Annotated in this window: 17 protein-coding genes; 1 reads left to right on the top strand and 16 read right to left on the bottom strand. The window is 53.8% G+C overall.

The window, feature by feature from the left end; all coding sequences use genetic code 11:
- Positions 1 to 6: 6 nt before the first annotated feature.
- From nadS to HXW73_RS05125, 6 genes are all read right to left on the bottom strand, one after another.
- The gene (gene nadS / locus HXW73_RS05150) at positions 7 to 291 is read right to left on the bottom strand and encodes a NadS family protein (protein WP_092830910.1); all 285 of its coding nucleotides are present in this window, start codon (positions 289 to 291) and stop codon (positions 7 to 9) included.
- A 231-nt stretch (positions 292 to 522) separates the two neighbouring features.
- Entirely contained in the window at positions 523 to 747 is a 225-nt protein-coding gene (locus tag HXW73_RS05145; RefSeq protein WP_186255201.1) for a hypothetical protein, read from the bottom strand.
- A gap of 64 nt (positions 748 to 811) precedes the next feature.
- Complete coding sequence (locus HXW73_RS05140) at positions 812 to 1,003, bottom strand: DUF2283 domain-containing protein (protein WP_186255200.1); 192 nt, start codon at positions 1,001 to 1,003, stop codon at positions 812 to 814.
- A 195-nt stretch (positions 1,004 to 1,198) separates the two neighbouring features.
- The gene (locus tag HXW73_RS05135; protein WP_186255199.1) at positions 1,199 to 2,218 is read right to left on the bottom strand and encodes a tetratricopeptide repeat protein; all 1,020 of its coding nucleotides are present in this window, start codon (positions 2,216 to 2,218) and stop codon (positions 1,199 to 1,201) included.
- 7 nt (positions 2,219 to 2,225) lie between these two features.
- Positions 2,226 to 3,254: a tetratricopeptide repeat protein gene (locus HXW73_RS05130; protein WP_186255198.1), complete on the bottom strand. Its 1,029-nt coding sequence runs from the start codon at positions 3,252 to 3,254 to the stop codon at positions 2,226 to 2,228.
- Positions 3,255 to 3,261: 7 nt separating this feature from the next.
- The gene (locus HXW73_RS05125; RefSeq protein WP_186255197.1) at positions 3,262 to 4,065 is read right to left on the bottom strand and encodes a tetratricopeptide repeat protein; all 804 of its coding nucleotides are present in this window, start codon (positions 4,063 to 4,065) and stop codon (positions 3,262 to 3,264) included.
- A gap of 92 nt (positions 4,066 to 4,157) precedes the next feature.
- Between HXW73_RS05125 and HXW73_RS05120 the strand changes: the two genes are divergently transcribed.
- Positions 4,158 to 5,728 (top strand): IS3 family transposase gene (locus HXW73_RS05120; protein WP_446718989.1). Its coding sequence is split into 2 segments (ribosomal slippage): positions 4,158 to 4,611 and positions 4,611 to 5,728, totalling 1,572 coding nucleotides; the frame shifts between segments, so codons are not numbered across the junction.
- 252 nt (positions 5,729 to 5,980) lie between these two features.
- Here HXW73_RS05120 and HXW73_RS05115 read toward each other — a convergent pair.
- The 10 genes from HXW73_RS05115 to glyA all read right to left on the bottom strand — a co-directional run bounded on the left by HXW73_RS05115 (position 5,981) and on the right by glyA (position 20,233).
- Positions 5,981 to 6,997 carry a tetratricopeptide repeat protein gene (locus HXW73_RS05115; protein WP_222105027.1) on the bottom strand — a complete coding sequence of 339 codons (1,017 nt, stop codon included), beginning with the start codon at positions 6,995 to 6,997 and terminating at the stop codon, positions 5,981 to 5,983.
- 7 nt (positions 6,998 to 7,004) lie between these two features.
- Positions 7,005 to 8,039, bottom strand: a complete 1,035-nt coding sequence (locus HXW73_RS05110; RefSeq protein ID WP_186255196.1) for a tetratricopeptide repeat protein — start codon at positions 8,037 to 8,039, stop codon at positions 7,005 to 7,007.
- A gap of 7 nt (positions 8,040 to 8,046) precedes the next feature.
- Positions 8,047 to 9,072, bottom strand: coding sequence for a tetratricopeptide repeat protein (locus HXW73_RS05105; protein WP_186255195.1), 1,026 nt, complete (start codon positions 9,070 to 9,072; stop codon positions 8,047 to 8,049).
- A gap of 7 nt (positions 9,073 to 9,079) precedes the next feature.
- On the bottom strand, positions 9,080 to 10,123 hold the full coding sequence (locus HXW73_RS05100) for a tetratricopeptide repeat protein (RefSeq protein ID WP_240538716.1): 1,044 nt from the start codon (positions 10,121 to 10,123) through the stop codon (positions 9,080 to 9,082).
- Complete coding sequence (locus HXW73_RS05095) at positions 10,113 to 13,412, bottom strand: hypothetical protein (RefSeq protein ID WP_186255194.1); 3,300 nt, start codon at positions 13,410 to 13,412, stop codon at positions 10,113 to 10,115. Before HXW73_RS05095 ends, HXW73_RS05100 begins: the two co-directional genes overlap by 11 nt.
- Complete coding sequence (locus tag HXW73_RS05090) at positions 13,399 to 14,232, bottom strand: DUF4123 domain-containing protein (RefSeq protein ID WP_186255193.1); 834 nt, start codon at positions 14,230 to 14,232, stop codon at positions 13,399 to 13,401. Before HXW73_RS05090 ends, HXW73_RS05095 begins: the two co-directional genes overlap by 14 nt.
- Positions 14,217 to 16,313, bottom strand: a complete 2,097-nt coding sequence (locus tag HXW73_RS05085; RefSeq protein ID WP_186255916.1) for a type VI secretion system Vgr family protein — start codon at positions 16,311 to 16,313, stop codon at positions 14,217 to 14,219. Before HXW73_RS05085 ends, HXW73_RS05090 begins: the two co-directional genes overlap by 16 nt.
- Before the next feature lie 1,145 nt (positions 16,314 to 17,458).
- Positions 17,459 to 17,683, bottom strand: coding sequence for a hypothetical protein (locus HXW73_RS05080; protein ID WP_186255192.1), 225 nt, complete (start codon positions 17,681 to 17,683; stop codon positions 17,459 to 17,461).
- 87 nt (positions 17,684 to 17,770) lie between these two features.
- Positions 17,771 to 18,772 carry an Rpn family recombination-promoting nuclease/putative transposase gene (locus HXW73_RS05075; protein WP_186255191.1) on the bottom strand — a complete coding sequence of 334 codons (1,002 nt, stop codon included), beginning with the start codon at positions 18,770 to 18,772 and terminating at the stop codon, positions 17,771 to 17,773.
- 195 nt (positions 18,773 to 18,967) lie between these two features.
- Positions 18,968 to 20,233, bottom strand: coding sequence for a serine hydroxymethyltransferase (gene glyA / locus HXW73_RS05070; RefSeq protein ID WP_186255190.1), 1,266 nt, complete (start codon positions 20,231 to 20,233; stop codon positions 18,968 to 18,970).
- Positions 20,234 to 20,294: the final 61 nt, after the last annotated feature.

Raw genomic sequence — 20,294 nt, 5'->3', positions numbered from 1 at the left:
GGGCAATCAGTGTGAAGCCAGCTCATTAAAGAACGAGGGGTTTTCTTGAATGGTAGCGAGTACCTTAGCTGCCAACCCTGTCGGATTGCGACGCTTGGTCTCCCAACTTTTTATGGTGTCGATGCTGGTGCCCATTGCGTCGGCGAACTCAGCTTGGGATACATGCAATTTTGCCCTGATTGCTCTGACATCTGCCACTTCGTGGCGAGTCACCCGGCTGGCTTTCGTCTTACCCTTTTGGATCTCGACAGCTTCTTGCAGCGATGTGTTGAGCTCATCAAAAATACTCATCAAGAAACCTCCTCTCTTAACTGCTGGGTAAGGGCTTTGAGCGTAGCCCTTTTATAGTGTACAAAGTACACAACCAAAATCGAAATATCGATGTATTATTAATATTCCCGACAGAGATGATCGCCATGGAGAGACACAAAGAGCCCAATTCATTGGGCGATCAGGAAGGATCAAGCCACTAATAATCGTCAAATGCTGTTAGTTCAATCGCTTGCAGAGACTCGACAAAGTTCAATGGTGGTTATCAGAACGCAACGCTTCGACATCACGTTCGCTTAAGCCTGTGATATCGGCAATTTGAAGGTCGGTCAGCGCTCCGAGGTTAATTAGCTTCAAAGCGGTTTCACGCTTTTCTGCCAAGCGACCTTCCTGGCGGCCTTCTTGGCGACCTTCCTCGCGGCCTTGCAGCAGGCCTTTTTCAATACCGTGGCGCTCAAACGTGTTGATGTAGGGCATATTGTTTGCCTCCTCAATTTCATAGACCGCTTGGCGAAGTCGGGCTCCTGCGGGGGCTGGGTGATTACGCCGCGTGGCTTCGTAACAACGGCCAGGCGCCTTGTTTGGATGCTTCTAAAATAACAATTTCAACAGTGGTGCCATCTTCTGCATAACTAATATGCGTATTCCAATCTTGTGAAGCCTCTTTCAAGATTGGCTTGTCGGAGAGATGCACGACTAAAATGTCATCCGTTTCGTCATAGGTGGTTCGCATGTTTAACCCTTCTACTAAAAATAGTGCATTACGGTTTTGACGATAAGATCTGTCGCAATGAACAAGCGCAATACCTGACTATCTTTCCGCTAGCAGAGGATAACTTCTATCGCTTATGACCTTACCACTACACTCGACCACATTAGCGGTAGCCATAATACGAATAGCAGACGCGTTGCTTTTGCCATTGTCTACTCAGAAACCAAAACGGTGTGGAAATCTTGAGAGCGGTGGCTGACGGCCTATCCATTCCGCTTCCGCTAACGCCTCTGCCTCCTGGCGTTCAGTTTCAGTTAATTCATCGCGGTGCCAGCTCATAACATTTTGAGATGAATTATCTTCCGTTTCATTATGCAACCCATAGAGGATTGCCCATCCTGTTATTTTGTCCAGTTCGTTCTGACACCGCTCATCACGATCTGGCTCAAGATAGCACCACCCTACACCTAACCGGCTATCGTAGTTACCATACTGAGAAGCTTGCATCATCCACTGCCAACTTTCCTTAAACTCATCTTGGTCTCTATTGACTCGCGCCATTTGCTCTATGGCAGGTACATAACCCTGCTCAGCCGCACGACTAAACCAGCTTTCGGCGGCTTCCAAACGGCGGTTTTTAGTAAAATACCAGCCTCCCCCGCCCATGATTCGGCGACCCCACGTGGTTTGGGCTTCGGGAAGTCCTGCTTCGGCAGCCCGCTTTAGCCACTTGCTTGCACGGGTGGGAATGCCCAGGAAATTGTAAACAGAGGTCAATCGTGAGGCATCGATATTGGCGTAGATGTAGTACATCGCCAGCATGGCCTCCGGGTCGCCCGCTTCGGCTTTGGGCTGGGTGATGTCTAATGCGGCTTCGCGCCAATCGTCACTGCCTTCAGGGCACTCGCCCCCAATGCATGCCCCGCCTTGAAACAGACGCAGCATGGCATAGGGGTCGCCTTGTTCGGCAGCCTTTAAGTACCACTCCATGGCGGCGGTAGTAAAGCCCATCATTTTTTGCCGCCGCTCTGACTCACCCATGTAATACATGGCTTCTACGTCGCCAGCGTCAGCCGCTTGACGCAAATAGGGCATGGCCGTTGTTGAGTGCCCAATGTTGTAAAGGCGCATGCCTTCATCTTTGGCAGCCTGGATATCCTCTGGCAGTGCCCAGCTATTTAGTGACCACATCAACGGCAGTAATAAAACGAATAGCAGTCGCGTTGCTCTTACCATTATCTACTCAGAAACCAAAGCGGTGTGGAAATCTTGAGAGCGGTGGCTGACGCCCTATCCATTCCGCTTCCGCTAATGCCTCTGCCTCCTGGCGCTCACTTTCATCCAACTTATCCTGATTCCGATTCATAATACTGCTAGGTGTACTATTGCCACCCAGCTCCTGAGACATGGCATAAAGAATTGCCCAGCCTTTAATTCGATCTTCTTCATTCGTACAATTTTGATCAGGTGCAAAATCTGTATCAAGATAACACCAGCCAACACCTAGGCGTCCTTCGTAACTACCATTATTTGATGCTTGTACCATCCATCGCCAGCTAGTTTCGAAGTCTTGTTGCTCTCTATTGACACGCTCCATTTGCTCCATGGCCGGTACATAACCCTGCTCAGCCGCACGGCTAAACCAGCTTTCGGCGGCTTCCAAACGGCGGTTTTTAGTAAAATACCAGCCGCCCCCGCCCATGATTCGGCGGCCCCACGTGTTTTGGGCTTCGGGAAGTCCTGCTTCGGCGGCACGTTTTAGCCATTTGACTGCACGGGTGGGAATGCCCAGGAAATTGTAAATAGAGGTCAATCGAGAGGCATCGAGATTGGCGTAGATGTAGTACATCGCCAGCATGGCCTCCGGGTCGCCCGCTTCGGCTTTGGGCAGGGTGATTTTCAATGCGGCTTCTCGCCAGTCGTCACTGCCTTCCGGGCACTCCCCCCCAATGCATGCACCACCTTGAAATAAGCGAAGCATGGCATAGGGGTCGCCTTGTTCGGCTGCCTTCAAGTACCACTCCATGGCGGCGGTAGTAAAGCCCATCATTTTTTGCCGCCGCTCTGACTCACCCATGTAATACATGGCTTCTATGTCGCCAGCATCAGCCGCTTGATGCAAATAGGGCATGGCCGCTGTTGAGTGCCCAATATCGTAAAGGCGCATGCCTTCATCTTTGGCGGCCTGAATATCGGCTGGCAGCGCCCAGCTATTGATTGACCACATCAACGGCAGCAATAAAACGAATAGCAGACGCGTTGCTCTTACCATGATCTACTCAGAAACCAAAGCGGCGTGGAAATCTTGAGAGAGGTGGCTGACGCCCTATCCATTCCGCTTCTGCTAACGCTTCGGCTTCTTGGCGTTCAGTTTCCGTTATTTTTTCACGGTTCCAAGACATAATGTCTTCAGCATTGTTATCGCCTATCTCAACATGCAGTGCATAAAGAATTGCCCAGCCTTTAATAGGGTCTTTTTCGTTGACACAGCGCTGATCAGGAGGGTAAGACGGATCTAAGTAACACCACCCTAAACCTAATCGATTATCAAAACTTCCATACAAGGAAGCTTGCTCCATCCATTTCCAGCTTTCGTCAAAGTCCTGTTGCTCTCTGTTGACATATTCCATTTGCTCCATGGCAGGCACATAACCTTGTTCAGCTGCACGGCTAAACCAGCTTTCGGCGGCTTCTAAGCGGCGGCTTTTCGTAAAATACCAGCCTCGTCCGTTCATAATATGGCGCCCCCATCTGGTTTGGGCTTCGGGAAGCCCGGCTTCGGCAGCTCGCTTTAGCCACTTGCTTGCCCGGGTGGGAATGCTCAGGAAATTGTAAATAGAGGTCAATCGAGAGGCATCGAGATTGGCGTAGATGTAGTACATCGCCAGCATCGCTTCCGGGTCGCCCGCTTCGGCTTTGGGCAGGGTGATTTCCAATGCGGCCTCGCGCCAATCATCACTACCCTCAGGGCACTCGCCCCCAATGCATGCCCCACCTTGAAACAGGCGTAGCATGGCGTAGGGATCGCCTTGTTCGGCTGCCTTCAAGTACCACTCCATGGCGGCGGTAGTAAAGCCCATCATATTCTGTCGCCGCTCGGCCCCCTCTGTCAGCCTAGTTGTCCGGTTGGCGATATCGCCTAAATCAAATCCAGAGGGAGCGGCATGGAGCGCGTGTGCCACGTTATTCTAAAGAGCGTAAAGCTGTTGTACTGAAAAAGTTGTTGCCACCCCATAATCGCAGTGTGGTATCTGTCGCCACTGAAGAAGGCATCTCTGACGCGACGCTGTATAGTTGGTTAAAACAGTGTCGAGAAAAAGGAGTGCCTGTGCCGGGTTACACCCAAAGCGACAACGAGTGGTCGCCTGACGCCAAGCTTGCCGTGGTCATCGAAACCGCCACCCTGTCAGAAACAGAGCTTGGTGCTTACTGCCGCGAAAAAGGCCTGTATCCCGAGCAGATCCAACAGTGGAAAGCCGCTTGTCTCCAGGGCGCTGGCCAACAAGAAGACCAGCAAAAAACGGCACAAAAGCAGCGTAAACAAGACCGTAAGACGATCAAACAGCTCAAAGCGGAAGTGCGTCGCAAAGACAGAGCCCTAGCGGAAACGACATCGTTACTGGTGCTCTCAAAAAAGCTCGACGCCTTGTACGGCGAAGACCCGAACAGCGGCGAGGACGACTGACGCCTCTTGAGGAACGTGCAAGGCTCATTACGTTGTTTGATGAAGCGGTCACCGGGGGCGCTTCCCGTTATCAAGCAGCGGCGATGATAGACGTGAGCGAGCGCACGCTGAAACGCTGGCGTTCTGGGTGTGGCGCGGTGGCTGAGGATCAGCGCCCACACGCGGTACAAGGCAGTCAGCCGCATCAACTGACTCACGAGGAGGAACAGGCTATTTTGAGTGCCTGCAATCGCTCCGAGTATCAGAGCCTGCCACCGTCTCAGATCGTGCCGTTACTGGCAGATCAAGGGGTCTACTTGGCTTCCGAGTCGTCGTTTTACCGGGTACTGAAAAAGCACCAACAGCAGCACCATCGAGGGCGAATGAAGCCACGCCGCCCAGTGCCTGAGCCGACGAGCTTCACAGCAACCGGACCCAACCAAGTCTGGTGCTGGGACATCAGCTATTGCTCTTCCGTTGTGCGTGGCCAGCACTGGTATCTCTATCTGATCATGGATATCTACAGTCGCAAAATCATCGCCTGGGAAGTCCACGAGGCGGAATCAGGCGAGTTAGCGAAACACCTGCTGGAACGCGCTTTATTGCGCGAAGGCTGCTGGCACCAGCCTCCAGTGCTGCACTCGGATAACGGCGCACCGATGACGTCTTATACGCTTAAAGCGAGGTTAACAGAGCTGGGGATGTTGATGTCTTACAGTCGACCGAGAGTGAGCAATGACAACCCTTACTCGGAAGCGTTGTTCCGCACCGTCAAGTATTGTCCAGCGTGGCCCACAAAGGGCTTTGCATCGCTGAACGCGGTACGTGACTGGATGCTGACGTTCGAACGCGCTTACAACGAACAGCACCTGCACAGTGGCATTCGGTACGTGACGCCCGCTGATCGGCATCAAGGTGCCGACCGAGAACGTCTTGAGCATCGCAAAGCGGTTTATGAAAGAGCTAAGCGCCGACATCCACAGCGCTGGTCAGGCAACACACGAAACTGGGAAGTACCCGGTTCGGTAGCGCTCAACCCTGGCAAGCTGCAGGAAGTCGAGCGTAATAAACAGGCTGCTTAGAGGCAGCTATTTGGACAACTGGGTTGAAAATCACCGTCGGACTCACCCATGTAATACATGGCTTCTACATCGCCAGCGCCAGCCGCTTGACGTAAGTAAGGCATGGCAGCAGTTGAGTGCCCTATATTGTAAAGACGCATTCCTTCATCTTTGGCGGCCTGGATATCCGCTGGTAGAGCCCAGCTATTGATTGACCAAAGCAGCAGAAAGAATAGCGTGGGTGCTAAGAGGTTCGTTTTTGCCATCGTTTAATCAGAAACCAAAGCGGCGTGGAAATCTTGAGAGCGGTGGCTCTTTATTCAACCATTCTTCTGCAAGTTCCTCTCCTAAGCGCCGTTCTTCTTCTGACAATAAATCGCGCCTCAAACTTAGGCTTCTTTCAGAAGTGCCGCTGTTTGCCTCTTGGTTAATCGCGTAATAAATAGCCCAACCTTTCACACGATCTTGTTCAACACTGCTGCAAATAGGATCTTCATCTGGATCTATATAACAGCTAGCCAGCCACATTCTTCCATTAATATGGCCGTGCTTTGAAGCGTTAACAAACCATTGAATCGCCTCTGAATAATTTTCTTGCTCTCTCAGTAGCTTACCGAGGCTATTCATTGCAGGCGCGTAATCTTGTTCCGCCGCTTGACGAAGCCATCTTTCAGCAGCTGCCAGCCTTCGACTCTTGGTAAAATACCAGCCTCGTCCGTTCATAATATGGCGCCCCCATCTGGTTTGGGCTTCGGGAAGCCCCGCTTCGGCAGCTCGCTTTAGCCATTTGCCTGCCCAGGTGGGAATGCCTAGTAAATTGTAAACAGAGGTCAATCGAGAGGCATCGAGATTGGCGTAGATATAGTACATCGCCAGCATGGCCTCCGGGTCGCCCGCTTCGGCTTTGGGCAGGGTGATTTTCAATGCGGCTTCTCGCCAATCGTCACTGCCCTCAGGGCACTCGCCCCCAATGCATGCACCGCCTTGAAACAGACGCAGCATGGCATAGGGGTCGCCTTGTTCGGCAGCCTTCAAGTACCACTCCATGGCTTCAGTGGTTAGCCCTCGACTTAACAACCGCGTGGCTTCACCGAGGTAATACATTGATTCCACATCACCGGCTGCGGCAGATTGCTCCAAGTAGGGCTGCATTTCTATCCATTCCGAAATACCCCATAAGCGCATACCTTCGTCTTTGGCGGCCTGGATATCGGCGGGTAGCGCCCAGCTATTGAGGGGCCACATCAACGGCAGTAATAAAACGAATAGCAGACGCGTTGCTTTTACCATTATCTACTCAGAAACCAAAGCGGTGTGGAAATCTTGAGAGCGGTGGCTGACGCCCTATCCATTCCGCTTCCGCTAATGCCTCTGCCTCCTGGCGCTCACTTTCATCCAACTTATCCTGATTCCGATTCATAATACTGCTAGGTGTACTATTGCCACCCAGTTCCTGAGACATGGCATAAAGAATTGCCCAGCCTTTAATTCGATCTTCTTCATTCGTACAATTTTGATCAGGTGCAAAATCTGTATCAAGATAACACCAGCCAACACCTAGGCGTCCTTCGTAACTACCATTATTTGATGCTTGTACCATCCATCGCCAGCTAGTTTCGAAGTCTTGTTGCTCTCTATTGACACGCTCCATTTGCTCCATGGCCGGTACATAACCCTGCTCAGCCGCACGGCTAAACCAGCTTTCGGCAGCTTCTAAGCGGCGGTTTTTAGTAAAATACCAGCCTCCCCCCCCCATGATTCGGCGGCCCCATGTGGTTTGGGCTTCAGGAAGTCCTGCTTCGGCGGCTCGTTTTAGCCATTTGACTGCACGGGTAGGGATGCCCAGGAAATTGTAAACAGAGGTCAATCGAGAGGCATCGAGATTGGCGTAGATGTAGTACATCGCCAGCATGGCCTCCGGATCACCGGCTTCGGCTTCGGCTTTGGGCAGGGTGATGTCCAATGCGGCTTCGCGCCAATCATCACTGCCTTCAGGGCACTCGCCCCCAATGCATGCACCGCCTTGAAATAGTCGCAACATAGCGTAAGGGTCGCCTTGTTCGGCTGCCTTCAAGTACCACTCCATGGCGGCGGTAGTAAAGCCCATCATTTTTTGCCGCCGCTCTGACTCACCCATGTAATACATGGCTTCTACGTCGCCAGCGTCAGCCGCTTGACGCAAATAGGGCATGGCCGCTGTTGAGTGCCCAATGTTGTAAAGGCGCATGCCTTCATCTTTGGCGGCCTGGATATCCGCTGGCAGCGCCCAGCTATTGAGTGACCAAAGCAGCAGAAAGAATAGCGTGGGTGCTAAGAGGTTCGTTTTTGCCATCGTTTAATCAGAAACCAAAGCGGCGTGGAAATTTAGAGATAGGTGGCTGACGCCCTATCCATTCCGATTCCGCTAATGCCTCTGCCTCCTGGCGCTCACTTTCATCCAACTTATCCTGATTCCGATTCATAATACTGCTAGGTGTACTATTGCCACCCAGCTCCTGAGACATGGCATAAAGAATTGCCCAGCCTTTAATTCGATCTTCTTCATTCGTACAATTTTGATCAGGTGCAAAATCTGTATCAAGATAACACCAGCCAACACCTAGGCGTCCTTCGTAACTACCATTATTTGATGCTTGTACCATCCATCGCCAGCTAGTTTCGAAGTCTTGTTGCTCTCTATTGACACGCTCCATTTGCTCCATGGCCGGTACATAACCCTGCTCAGCCGCACGGCTAAACCAGCTTTCGGCGGCTTCCAAACGGCGGTTTTTAGTAAAATACCAGCCTCCCCCGCCCATGATTCGGCGGCCCCACGTGGTTTGGGCTTCGGGAAGTCCTGCTTCGGCGGCACGTTTTAGCCATTTGACTGCACGGGTAGGGATGCCCAGCAAATTGTACACAGAGGTCACCCAAGAGGCATCGAGATTGGCGTAGATATAGTACATCGCCAGCATGGCCTCCGGGTCGCCCGCTTCGGCTTTGGGCAGGGTGATGTCTAATGCGGCTTCGCGCCAATCGTCACTGCCTTCAGGGCACTCGCCCCCAATGCATGCACCGCCTTGAAATAGACGCAGCATGGCATAGGGGTCGCCTTGTTCGGCGGCCTTCAAGTACCACTCCATGGCTTCAGTGGTTAGCCCTCGACCTAACAACCGCGTGGCTTCACCTAGGTAGTACATTGATTCCACATCACCTGCTTCGGCGGACTGCTCTAGATAAGGCTGCATTTCTATCCATCCCGAAATGCCCCATAAGCGCATGCCTTCATCTTTGGCGGCCTGGATATCGGCGGGTAGTGCCCAACTATTGAGGGGCCACATCAACGGCAGCAATAAAACGAATAGCAGACGCGTTGCTCTTACCATTGTCTACTCAGAAACCAAAGCGGCGTGGAAATTTAGAGATAGGTGGTTGCCGACCTATCCATTCGGATTCCGCTAATGCCTCAGCCTCCTGACGTTCAGCTTCATCCAGCTTATCTTCGTTACGGCTCAAAACATTACTAGCTGTATTACCATCGCCTAACTCATGATCCAAGGCATACAACATGGCCCAACCTCTTACTGTATCCTCATCATTTACGCATCGTTGGTCGGGAGGATAAGACGGATCAAGATAACACCAGCCAATTCGTAAACGCCCTTCATAACTACCATGCAGGGATGCTTGCTCCATCCATTTCCAGCTTGATTCAAAGTCTTGTTGCTCCCTATTGACACGATCCATCTGTTCCATGGCGGGTACATAACCCTGTTCAGCCGCACGACTAAACCAGCGCTCGGCGGCTTCCAAACGGCGGTTTTTAGTAAAATACCAGCCTCGGCCGTTCATAATATGGCGCCCCCATCTGGTTTGGGCTTCGGGAAGCCCCGCTTCGGCAGCTCGCTTTAGCCACTTGCTTGCCCGGGTGGGAATGCCCAGGAAATTGTAAACAGAGGTCAATCGTGAGGCATCGAGATTGGCGTAGATGTAGTACATCGCCAGCATGGCCTCCGGGTCGCCCGCTTCGGCTTTGGGCAGGGTGATGTCTAATGCGGCCTCGCGCCAATCATCACTACCCTCAGGGCACTCGCCCCCAATGCATGCCCCACCTTGAAACAGGCGTAGCATGGCGTAGGGATCGCCTTGCTCGGCAGCCTGTAAATACCACTCCATGGCTTCAGTGGTCAGCCCTCGACTTAACAACCGCGTGGCTTCACCGAGGTAATACATTGATTCCACATCACCGGCTGCAGCAGATTGCTCCAAATAGGGCTGCATTTCTATCCATTCCGAAATGCCCCATAAGCGCATGCCTTCATCTTTGGCGGCCTGGATATCGGCTGGCAGTGCCCAGCTATTTAGGGACCATATTAATAGCGCAGCAAGCACGCTTTTTTTAAATAACATGATGTAAAATACCTTTTTAATTTTCACGATAACGAACCCGTGTGCCACGTGGCGTGGAATAGGTCTCTCGATATTCCTCAATATCAGTCCCTAATCGGCGGGCAATTTGGCGATACTGTGACTTCGAATCCACTGCATCATCGCCACCTTCCCCGCTTCGCTTCATAAACTCATCCAACTCTTCGCGATTATGGCAGTAGGCCTCCACCCAGGAAGAGTCGCTATCAAACTGCCCCGTTTGGGACATTCTTGCCACGGCTCGTTCAAACAGATGCTCAGCGGCCTCTCGGCTGTAGCGATTGCTTAAATATCCTTCTTCCAGCCATTCTAAACACTTGGCAATTGCGATTTGCTGTAGATCAATGGCCCGCCCTCTATCAATTTTATCTCCATCGATGTCGACGGTAGGGAAAAACCAACCGGGAGAAGTGATCAGAGTATTCAGTAGCGGCCCAAGCGCTTCCGGCGGGAGATGCTGCACCCAGGAACACATTTCTTTTTGCCGAGGATCGTTTACAAATGCATAAGCCACCATCACCGCTCGGTCGCTCTGGGTCATTAGCTCGTAAAGGCGCTTAATACCGTCGATGCCTCGGGCGGCCAGTAGGCTCACATCCAGCAGGGTGGTGGTGGCCAGATAAGAGAGGTGGCTAAAGCCTTCAAAGGCATCAGCATCTACCCAGTCGACAAATTCGTAGTCATTGTCGCGCAGAGCCTGGCTCAGCATCATCATCCACAGATTAAGCTGCCGCGGGTCTAACTCAATCGCTATTTGTCCGCCTGCGCCTGCCCCGGCAACCAGTTTGGCGCGAACATAAGCAACAAACTTGCCTTGATGAAGGCCCAGCCGCATACCCAATTCGGCACCAATACCGCCGTTGGCTTCCAGCCCTAATACCGCCTTGCCCAGTGAGCGCCAGGCCTCCAGGTCGTTTCGCTGGGTGCTGAGGGATAGCCAATCCTGGTCGGCCAGCTGAGGTAGCTGGCGGGTAATATCCATGGGCGGCTTCCAGCGTAACGAGCAGGCGGTCTGTACCCCCAGCGTGGCTCCGGCAAATGCCTTAAGTGCGCCGGCTTCAGCTTCCCGCTTGGCCCATTCCGTACCGGTTATTTTGACGCCTTTATGGTCAAAGCTAAGCCCCGTTTGAGCAGTAAGCGCAAGTGAGGCACCCGCAAACCCTTTAGCGACAGCGGTTACCTGTAATGAATAACGACCTAAGTTGCGTCGTTCGCCGTCGTTTTCTTGCAAGACGGCATAATAGGGCTGGGCGTCGGCTTCTTCGGGTAAGTTAAACGTCCCCAAGCTGATTTCACCCCGTGCCAGGTTGTACGTGCCTTTGATGGAGAGCTGCTGATTAACGCCCCCACTGACCTTCGTTCCTCTAGCATTAGGATCACGGGTGCTTTGCCAACGCTGATCGTGAGGCCCCCCCATATTTCGCTGAGTTCCCACTTCACTGTTTTGCTTCGCGCTGCTAGCGGCATTCCCCCCAGAGGTTGTTTTCGTTTCCTCTAGCTCAAATACTTCCAACGTGGCGTTGCGTTCGATGAGCGTCACGGGCTCTTCAAAGTGAACCCCCAATGCCTCATTTAACTCAGTATGTGGCATGCCCACCAAACGGAGCATTTGCGCCTGGGCGCTGGCATCAAACAGGCGTAGTTTTTCTCGGCTGGGGCCGGTGAAAATGATTTTTTCGAGGGTGTCTTTCCAGCTCGCTTTGGCCCCCTCATCCTGCAACGATTCGACGATATGGCCCCGAGCCGAAAGGGAGGCATACAGTTGGTCGGGTAGGAAAAAACCTAGTGGCTCTTCAAACCATTCGGTGTGTCGCAAAATGCGTTCGCAGCCTCGCTGGGCAAGCCAACTGGAAAGGGCCGTTTCGTTGGCTTGCCACAACGTGGCAGGTAGAACGCCATCTTGCTCAAGGTGCCTTTCTAAGGTGGCTCGTTCGGCATCAGGCATGTCGCGCATTAAGTGCCGCAAGCTGACATGGCTGAGAGCGCGCCGTCCCATTGGGGAGCTAAACTCCCTTAGAGGGAAGTCATTGCGCACCAATACATCAATGGATTGGCGTTCGTAGCCAAGCGCATGCCGCTGATCTTCTATATCTGCCTGCCAGTAAAGTACTCGCTGGGGAACCATGCGTGCTACCTGGTACTCGGCGGCCTCGTAAAGCGCATCTAGTTGGTTGGTTAGACGTTGAAACTCTGCTCGCTCTTCCTCGAATAAATGCACCGGAAGCTGAGCTCTACGGGCCGTGGCCGTGGCCCATTCGGATAGCTCATCTTCAACATCTTTGAAAATATCAACCGCTTGTTTAAGCGTACGGTTGTAGTAATCGAAACCGTTGACTCCGGGTTCAAGCCGCCCCTGCATACTGGTCGTCGTCACATCGGCCAATGCCCACTCAGGCGTTGCGACGCCTAGAGTTGCCAGGGTGAGAATGCTCATTTGGTATGCAGAGACATCTGCGTCTAATTGCTCTGCTGACGCCTGGAAGTACTCCCCAATCACCTCGCAACGGGAAGAGTCTTTGGGCGTCATGGATTCGCAATCTTCTAAAAAGGCTTGATATTCCGTTAGCGCATCACTCACGGAGATGAACTCACCGGGGTTGTCGACGGAAACCTTCTCGCGGATGAATTTCTCTCGGCATTGACGATAAGTTTCCAGCGCTTTCTCTATTTCTTCTTCCCAGGCGCCGTAATAGCGACCGCCATCCAGTATGTAGCCTGCCTCTTTGGCCTTTTCGGTGCCTGTTTGATAAAGCGTATGCAGTTCCGAGATCAAGCGTGTTTCTTCAGGACGAGTCAGCCGATCCCAGGCATACGAGCCGGACACAAGAAGCGGCGAAATCCACATCCAGCCGTTTTCCATGAGCGGACGGTGCTCACTCACCCGCTGGCTGGCATCAATTTCTTCTTCTTCAGTTCTATCCGCATTCAGCAGCTCGGCTAAACGTTCCAATTTTTCTTTGACGCTTTTGCGTTCACTATCATCTAGAAAGTTTTCCGGGCGAGCTGGTAAAAAACACTCGATGAGGCCTGCATCTTCTGCCAAATGGCGCATGCGTTGCTCTGGATCTTCGGTAAGCACCCAATCGGCCAATTCGTCAGAGGCTTCGTGTAGCGCGTCAGCAACGTCTTGTGTCAGTAGCCAGAAATCGCCTGTGCCGGTGATATAGATAATGTCAGCCCAGCGCTTATCCTCACAGACCGTACCAGCGGTTTGTTCAACGCTGCCCTCAAACGGTTCAGGTTCATGGGCACGCAATAAAAGAGGTGGAGGTAGGCTCCCAGGTCTATCGGTTGTCATACATTTTCTCCACTTCTGTCATTCGCTGTTTGGCCGATAGGCGTGGGACACTCAAGGTGTATTCAATACGCTGCCAGCTACCCTCGTCAGCTTGTTGAATAGCAGGAAGCAATCTTGCTAAATGTCTGCCTTTGGTTATGCCGTATTGGGCGCATTTGCTTATGCGTTTTACCCATTGGTCGGGCAAAGTAGAGAGCTTTTCTTCTGTATGTTCACTCAACCACCACGCCTGCTGGCTTTCCTCCAACGCCGCTTCCATATCAGCAGTAAGCTGCCAGCGTTCCGGTACAGGGGACGTTGGCGCATCGGCCTGCCAAATAGACCACTGGCCCTGGGGCGTGGGGGTGGCTACTTGGCCTAGCGGGTTTAACCAGTGTGAGTAGACACTGGCTGGAGCGCTGGCGAGCAGGGTTGTCCATACGGCGGGTTGCTGAAGATTGATCAGTGATTTTCCACCGTGCGGGTCATCCAGTACAAAAAGTGCCCGCAAGTGGTCAGCAATGGTTTGCAGGGGTTGATCTGTCGGTGGCTGGCATACCCATCCCAAGCATTGTTGGCAGAGCTTTTCTGCGCAATGCCAGGCTTCACTGCCTACTTCAACATCAAGCAGCCAGGGGCTGGCCTCCAACAGAGGGGAAAGCGGCGTACCCGCGAATAGCGTTACAAAATCACGCTTGCCGGGAAGTGATAGCAAAGGCCTGCACTGCTCAGGCGAGCGACGCTGGTCCAGTACCACAAATCCACGCTGGCCTGTCACCATCCCCGCAAGGTTGTCTGCCGGGTAACAGCGTTCTGCAAGTTGGTTTAACCAGCCAGGCATGGACAATCCTCACGGCTGCATTGAGTATCGTTGATCTTGCCGCAGAGCGGCATGATAGCCGCTTCGCTTAGCTGGTAATCCTTGAGCTTGGGCAGCGAGGTAGGCGGTATGGTTTCATGCTCCTCCGCCACCGCATGCCCAGGCAGCAGCGGCCCTTCCACCGCTTGTCCGCTGCCGCTACCAGGGCTGCCGCCTGCGTTGACACTCACCTTGGGGCCAACGATGGTAATGCCGCCACCGTCCAGCTTCAGAAAGCTGCCGCCAGCGTTCAGGGTTAATTCGTCACCTGCCTCAAAAACCACTTTATGGCCTGATTTGATATGCAGTTCGCGGCCGCTTTCGCTGAGCCACGCCTGGCCCGCGTTGATATGCAGCGTGCCATCCACATTGAAGTGCTGCTGGCCTTCGGTGCGCTCGAAGCGATTGCCATGGACCGTGTGGTGATCGTCATTGTCGATCTCGCTGATGCGGTCGTTATTGACCTTCAAGAAGCTGTCGTTGCGGGTCTCTTCAATACGGTCGTTAAGCGTCAGCAGCTCCAGGTCTTTCTGGGCGTGGAGCCAGATCTGCTCTTCGCCGGCTTCGTCTTCGAAGCGCAGTTCGTTAAAGCCGTCGGCCTTGTGGCTTTGGGTGCGCAACACCGTGCGAGTCTTGTGTTCCGGCAGCGAGTACGGCGCAGTATTTACGGCGTGATAGGTACGCCCGGTGACCAGCGGCTGGTCGGGATCGCCCTCCAGAAAAGAAACGATCACCTCGTGGCCAATGCGCGGAATGGCGATGCTGCCGTAGCCGCCGCCTGCCCAGCCCTGGGCAACCCGCACCCAGCAGCTCGCCGTTTCATTGGGTTCGGCGTAGCGGTCCCAGGGGAACTGGACCTTGACCCGGCCGTGCTTGTCGCAGTGGATCTCTTCGCCTTCCGGGCCGACCACAAAGGCGACCTGGGGGCCGTCGACGCGGGGTTTGGGATTGGGGGTGGCCCGCCAGGGGGCATCGCCGGGGATCAGCGTGACCTGGTTGTGGTAGCGGGTCATCCCGGCAGCGTCACCCTGCGTGATGCCATCCTCTTCCAGCGCCTGGGGTTGTTCGCCAAAGTGGGTTACTTCAATGGCCTGCCAATCGCGGTTGAGGCTGTCGGTGTCGTGTTCCGTCAGGGTGAAACGAAAGCCAGGCGCAAGCTCCGGCAGGTCGCTTTCCGCGCTGGCGGTGATCGCTTCTCGGCGCAGCTGTTCCAGGCGAATGCGGGTAAAGGGTTCGCCGGAGGCATCCTGCTTGTAGCGACCGGGGTAGTCGTAGTGTTCGTACCCTTTATCAACGACGCCCTGCTGTCCATGGCCTTCTACATCACGGCCCAGGTGGTCGTGGAGCTGTGCATAGGCGGGATTTTTAAAGCTGTAATCCTTCAGCGTGGCGGAGGAACTCGCCACCCGGGCGGTATGGCTGAGTTTACGCACATGACGTGTGGGTGCGGTGCCACCGGCGCGGCTGTGATACGTACGCTCGCCGAGATGGGTCAGTACCTGCGGGTCGTCGGCAAACACCAGCCAGTGGGCACCGCCGTCACTGTCCTCAAACTCATGAAAGTAAAACAGCCCCTCTTCGGCGGCCAGGCGCTCGATAAAGGCGAGGTCGGTCTCGCGGTACTGGACGCAGTACTCACGCTCGGCAAGCTCGCGGGTGACCGCAAAGGCCACGTCGCGAATGCTGCGTTCGTCGCACAGGGTATTGATGATGGTGAGCGGGTCGACTTTCTGAAAAATCCGCGAGTTGTGGCGCAGCGAAAGCCGCCAGAGTGCTGGGCGCAGTACCAGGGAGTAGAAGGTACGTCGATGACCGCGGTCACCCCGGCCAAATTCAGCGATAATCCCATGTACTCGACGCAGCGGTTCGCCGTCCTGCCAAATGGTCAGGGTGGCTTCACGATCCAGGAGGTCGGCAGCATCCAGGCTGCCGTCGCGGCTGGCCAGGTTGAGCGCCAGTTCGAAAGGCTGGGAGAGCGCTTCGCGGTGGGTGAAGTCGATCACCGCGATGTCGTTAACGCCGGGTAGCGTTAGTGTGAACTGCAGGCCTGTCTCCGCCTCCATCCTTTCAGACATCATGCCGCTCCCTGGATCGTTATCTGCTAATGAGAAACGATCAGGGTAGCGAGACTTGGGGGCGGGACAACCCCGTTACTGCATGAAGAGCTGATGTCTTACACAACTTTAAGAAATATCTTACAAAATTGCGGGTTAGTTGATGAATATTCAAAAACGCAAGTGGAAGGCCCCATCGCGCATTTGCAGAAGCAGTGAAGGGTTGTGGGCTTGATCGCCTTGTAGCAGCCCAATTCATTGGGCGATCAGGAAGGATCAAGGCGCCGTGGGTGATCGCTTTTAGACGGTCTGATCGCCCGACATAGTCGGGCTCCTACACCGCAAATTTTGAGTTTATTCCTATTTCGCCAATAGCTCCTGCACTTGTACTCCAAGCCTTTCTGCAAACTGCCTGAGCACGGTAATACTGTCATGCGCTGTCGTTAACGCGTCTAACAATGTCTGCGTATCTTCGATATATTCGTGGATCATCTGGTTGCGTAGTTGCCTGAGGGCAACCCATTGCTCGGAGGATGCCAGCCAACCGTACTTTTCCGCCTTTTCAAGGTTAATAAGCAACGCCCGATCTGGCTCGCCAAGAGCTTTTAGCAACGCTGGTAACAGCTTATCTCCGAGGGTGACTTGCAACCGTCAAAAATTTGATTGTCTGCATATTCTAGATGCCTGATCTCTTTATCGACTACTCGGCTCAAAAACCTCAGTCTTTCTTGGCTCTCTGGGGATAAATTCACAATGCTATCCCTTGCGACTTGGCAACCTGATGAATGGCAGCTTTCGACATATTGGGTGCGTCCAGAAGCACGTCTATTTTCCTGTCACCCAATTGCTTGATAATTTTTGCCTGCAGCTGAACGGCGTCCCATGCGGGGTGTTCAACGACGTAATTAACGGACAAACAAGTCGATATCACCGCCTTTAGCATTATCATCCGTTCTTGAACCAAACAGCGAGACCTCTGCCTGGGGCCCGAAAACTGCCTTGTCCGATGCTTTGATTATCTGGATTTCGTGAGCATTCAATCTCATGGTATGGCCACCTAATGATAATGCTGGCTCTGACTATAGAGGCAGCTTATAGCTGTTCATTGCAAAGTTTGGCGTCGCAAGAGAATTGCATTTGAATCAAGTAGATATTTACCATTCATCCCGCATTTCCCTTTGAAGCTCAACGGCACCCTGTTCTTTAAACGCGCTTATCCCAGCACCACTAAAATCTAATGTTGATGCAGGCAGCTCCTTAATGAGGCTGTCTTTCACCATCACCACAATATGCGCATGATGGTTTTGAAGTTCGTCGTATTCAGGCGGAATCGTCACCACGCCGTTTTTAATATCTGCTTCGAATTCAATTGAATACATGGTATCTCTCCCCACCAGTCACTCATACGGCCCTTTATCGACCAGCGATCACGCCAAGCCAAGCGTTTTCACCACGTGGCAGGGAGCTTACTTGAATATGTCGCTCAGATGTTCCGCAAACAGCGTATCGCGCATCCAGGTTTTAAGCTGATCATGCTCCGCCTGTTCAATCCGAGCTTCTACCCATGAGGGCACGTCGCTAAATTTAAGCTTCACTAGCGAGCGAAGGTTATCGCGCGCTTCATCGAGGCGACCTTCTTGGCGACCTTCTTGGCGACCTTCCAAACGTCCTTTTTCTTCCCAGCGTTCCGGCCATTGCTTAATGCGTTCTGCCAACATGTGATGTACCTCATGTAGCTCATGTAAGTCGTTGAACTCGGGCAACTCCATCTCGGGCGCCCGGTTAGGCAGCAGTACTCGGCGTATCCATACCACAAATGCTCGACGCAACGCCGTCTGCTCTGAGGCTTTAAGCCATTCTACCAGACTGCCCAACACGTCCAGCATGTCTTGCTCGTCGCGGTTGTGCTCCAACCGGAAGAGCGCGGCGGCTACGTTGCGCATTCTATCCGACCATTCAGGGTCGTTAACGATGGCGCCTTCGTCCAACAGTAGGTACTCGAGATTAGGACGGTAGCGCTCTAACCCGCCCGGTACCCATTCGACCAGATCAGCCACATTTTGTGCCGCTGTCCAGCGTTCTTCTCCATTGTAGAGCACCACGGGCAAAACGGGAGGCAGCTTACCACTGGGGGCAAAGGCTTTTTGCCGAATCAGATCCTGATAAAGCAGCCCCAGGTAGCTCATTATCCTCACGGCCATGTGCTTGTCTTCACTGGATTGAAATTCCAGCAAAAGATAAACGTAGAGCCAGCCATCGCCCCAGCGCACGCGCCAGATAATGTCGTCCTCGCGGTCGCGTAGCTCGTCGGTAATGTAAGAACCGCTTACTTTTTCGAGCGTCGAGAAATCGATCTGTTCCACCCAGGCCTCTTTCACGAACCCGGTGAGCAGGTCTTTAACCATCTCGGGATGTGAGAAAAGCAGCTTGTAACTGTGGTCGTGACGGCTGTGAATGTGGCTGGCCATAGGCGCTCCTTGCTGGATAACTGAAGTTTATCACAGCGAGTTTCGAGAACCTGAGCACATCCAGAAGTATTGGGTCGTGGTCAAGGAACACAACAGGGAACGCAATTCATCGCGCGATCAGAAGGATCAAGCCACCGAGGGTGACTTATGGTAGGTGGCCTGATCGCCCAATGAATTGGGCGATCAGGTGATGGCTTACTTATAAACCGGGAACTTGTCGCATACCGCGGCGGCTTTGGCTTTGACCTCGGCTTCGATGGCGGCGGTGTCGGAGCCGTCAGCGAGTACGTCGAGGATGTCGCAGATCCAGCCGGCCAGGTCGCTGCACTCTTTTTCACCAAAACCGCGCGTGGTCACGGCGGGCGTGCCAATGCGCAGGCCGGAGGTGACGAACGGGCTTTGCGGGTCGTTGGGCACGGCGTTCTTGTTGACGGTGATGTGCGCACGGCCGAGGGCGGCGTCGGCGTCTTTGCCGGTCACACCCTGTTTGATCAACGAGAGCAGGAAGAGGTGATCTTCGGTGCCGCCGGAGACGATGTCGTAGCCGCGCTCGATAAACACGCCCGCCATTGCCTGGGCGTTCTTGACCACTTGCTGCTGGTAGGTCTTGAACTCGGGCGCCATGGCTTCCTTGAAGCAGATGGCCTTGGCGGCGATGACGTGCATCAACGGGCCGCCCTGGCCGCCGGGGAAGACGGCGGATTGCAGTTTTTTCTCGATATCCGCGTCGTTTTCGGCGGAGAGAATCACGCCGCTACGCGGGCCGCGCAGGGTCTTGTGCGTGGTGGAGGTGACCACGTGGGCGTGGGGCAAGGGGCTTGGGTAAACGCCCGCTGCGACCAGGCCGGAGACGTGGGCCATATCCACCAGTAGGTAAGCACCCACTTCGTCGGCGATCTCGCGGAACCTGGCCCAGTCGACAATTTGCGAGTAGGCGGAGAAGCCTGCAATGATCATTTTGGGCTTGTGCTCGCGAGCCAGATTAGCGACCTGGTCGTAGTCGATCAGCCCTTGCTCGTTGAGGCCGTACTGGATGGCGTTGTAGTGCTTGCCGGAGAAGTTCGGCTTGGCGCCGTGGGTCAGGTGGCCACCGGCGTCCAGGCTCATGCCCAGAATGGTGTCGCCCGGCTTGACCAGCGCCTGGAACACGGCGCTGTTGGCCTGGGAGCCGGAGTGCGGCTGCACGTTGACGTAGGTCGCGCCGAACAGATCTTTGGCATAATCGATAGCGAGGTTTTCGGCGATGTCGACGAATTCACAGCCGCCGTAGTAGCGCTTGCCGGGGTAGCCTTCGGCGTATTTGTTGGTCAGCTGGCTGCCCTGGGCTTCCAGTACGCGGGGGCTTGCGTAGTTTTCGGAAGCGATTAGCTCGATGTGGGCTTCCTGGCGGGCCACTTCTTTCTGCATGGCGTCATAAAGCACATCATCAAATCCGGCAATTGTCATATCGCGGCTGAACATCGGCGGAGAACCTCGTACGAAGGGGCGGTCATGAAAGAGTAGGCGCCCATGATACCTCAGC

This window comes from Halomonas sp. SH5A2 (assembly GCF_014263395.1).
Classification (GTDB): domain Bacteria; phylum Pseudomonadota; class Gammaproteobacteria; order Pseudomonadales; family Halomonadaceae; genus Vreelandella.
Note: the sequence above shows the minus strand (reverse complement) of the source record. Positions and strands in the feature narration are given on the sequence as shown.

What these genes read in the sequence shown, in the direction of transcription:
- nadS (WP_092830910.1), bottom strand. Translation starts at nt 291, where the DNA reads ATGAGTATTTTTGATGAGCTCAACACATCGCTGCAAGAAGCTGTCGAG.
- HXW73_RS05145 (WP_186255201.1), bottom strand. Translation starts at nt 747, where the DNA reads ATGCCCTACATCAACACGTTTGAGCGCCACGGTATTGAAAAAGGCCTG.
- HXW73_RS05140 (WP_186255200.1), bottom strand. Translation starts at nt 1,003, where the DNA reads ATGCGAACCACCTATGACGAAACGGATGACATTTTAGTCGTGCATCTC.
- HXW73_RS05135 (WP_186255199.1), bottom strand. Translation starts at nt 2,218, where the DNA reads ATGGTAAGAGCAACGCGACTGCTATTCGTTTTATTACTGCCGTTGATG.
- HXW73_RS05130 (WP_186255198.1), bottom strand. Translation starts at nt 3,254, where the DNA reads ATGGTAAGAGCAACGCGTCTGCTATTCGTTTTATTGCTGCCGTTGATG.
- HXW73_RS05125 (WP_186255197.1), bottom strand. Translation starts at nt 4,065, where the DNA reads ATGATGGGCTTTACTACCGCCGCCATGGAGTGGTACTTGAAGGCAGCC.
- HXW73_RS05115 (WP_222105027.1), bottom strand. Translation starts at nt 6,997, where the DNA reads ATGGTAAAAGCAACGCGTCTGCTATTCGTTTTATTACTGCCGTTGATG.
- HXW73_RS05110 (WP_186255196.1), bottom strand. Translation starts at nt 8,039, where the DNA reads ATGGCAAAAACGAACCTCTTAGCACCCACGCTATTCTTTCTGCTGCTT.
- HXW73_RS05105 (WP_186255195.1), bottom strand. Translation starts at nt 9,072, where the DNA reads ATGGTAAGAGCAACGCGTCTGCTATTCGTTTTATTGCTGCCGTTGATG.
- HXW73_RS05095 (WP_186255194.1), bottom strand. Translation starts at nt 13,412, where the DNA reads ATGACAACCGATAGACCTGGGAGCCTACCTCCACCTCTTTTATTGCGT.
- HXW73_RS05090 (WP_186255193.1), bottom strand. Translation starts at nt 14,232, where the DNA reads ATGCCTGGCTGGTTAAACCAACTTGCAGAACGCTGTTACCCGGCAGAC.
- HXW73_RS05085 (WP_186255916.1), bottom strand. Translation starts at nt 16,313, where the DNA reads ATGGAGGCGGAGACAGGCCTGCAGTTCACACTAACGCTACCCGGCGTT.
- HXW73_RS05080 (WP_186255192.1), bottom strand. Translation starts at nt 17,683, where the DNA reads ATGTATTCAATTGAATTCGAAGCAGATATTAAAAACGGCGTGGTGACG.
- HXW73_RS05075 (WP_186255191.1), bottom strand. Translation starts at nt 18,772, where the DNA reads ATGGCCAGCCACATTCACAGCCGTCACGACCACAGTTACAAGCTGCTT.
- glyA (WP_186255190.1), bottom strand. Translation starts at nt 20,233, where the DNA reads ATGTTCAGCCGCGATATGACAATTGCCGGATTTGATGATGTGCTTTAT.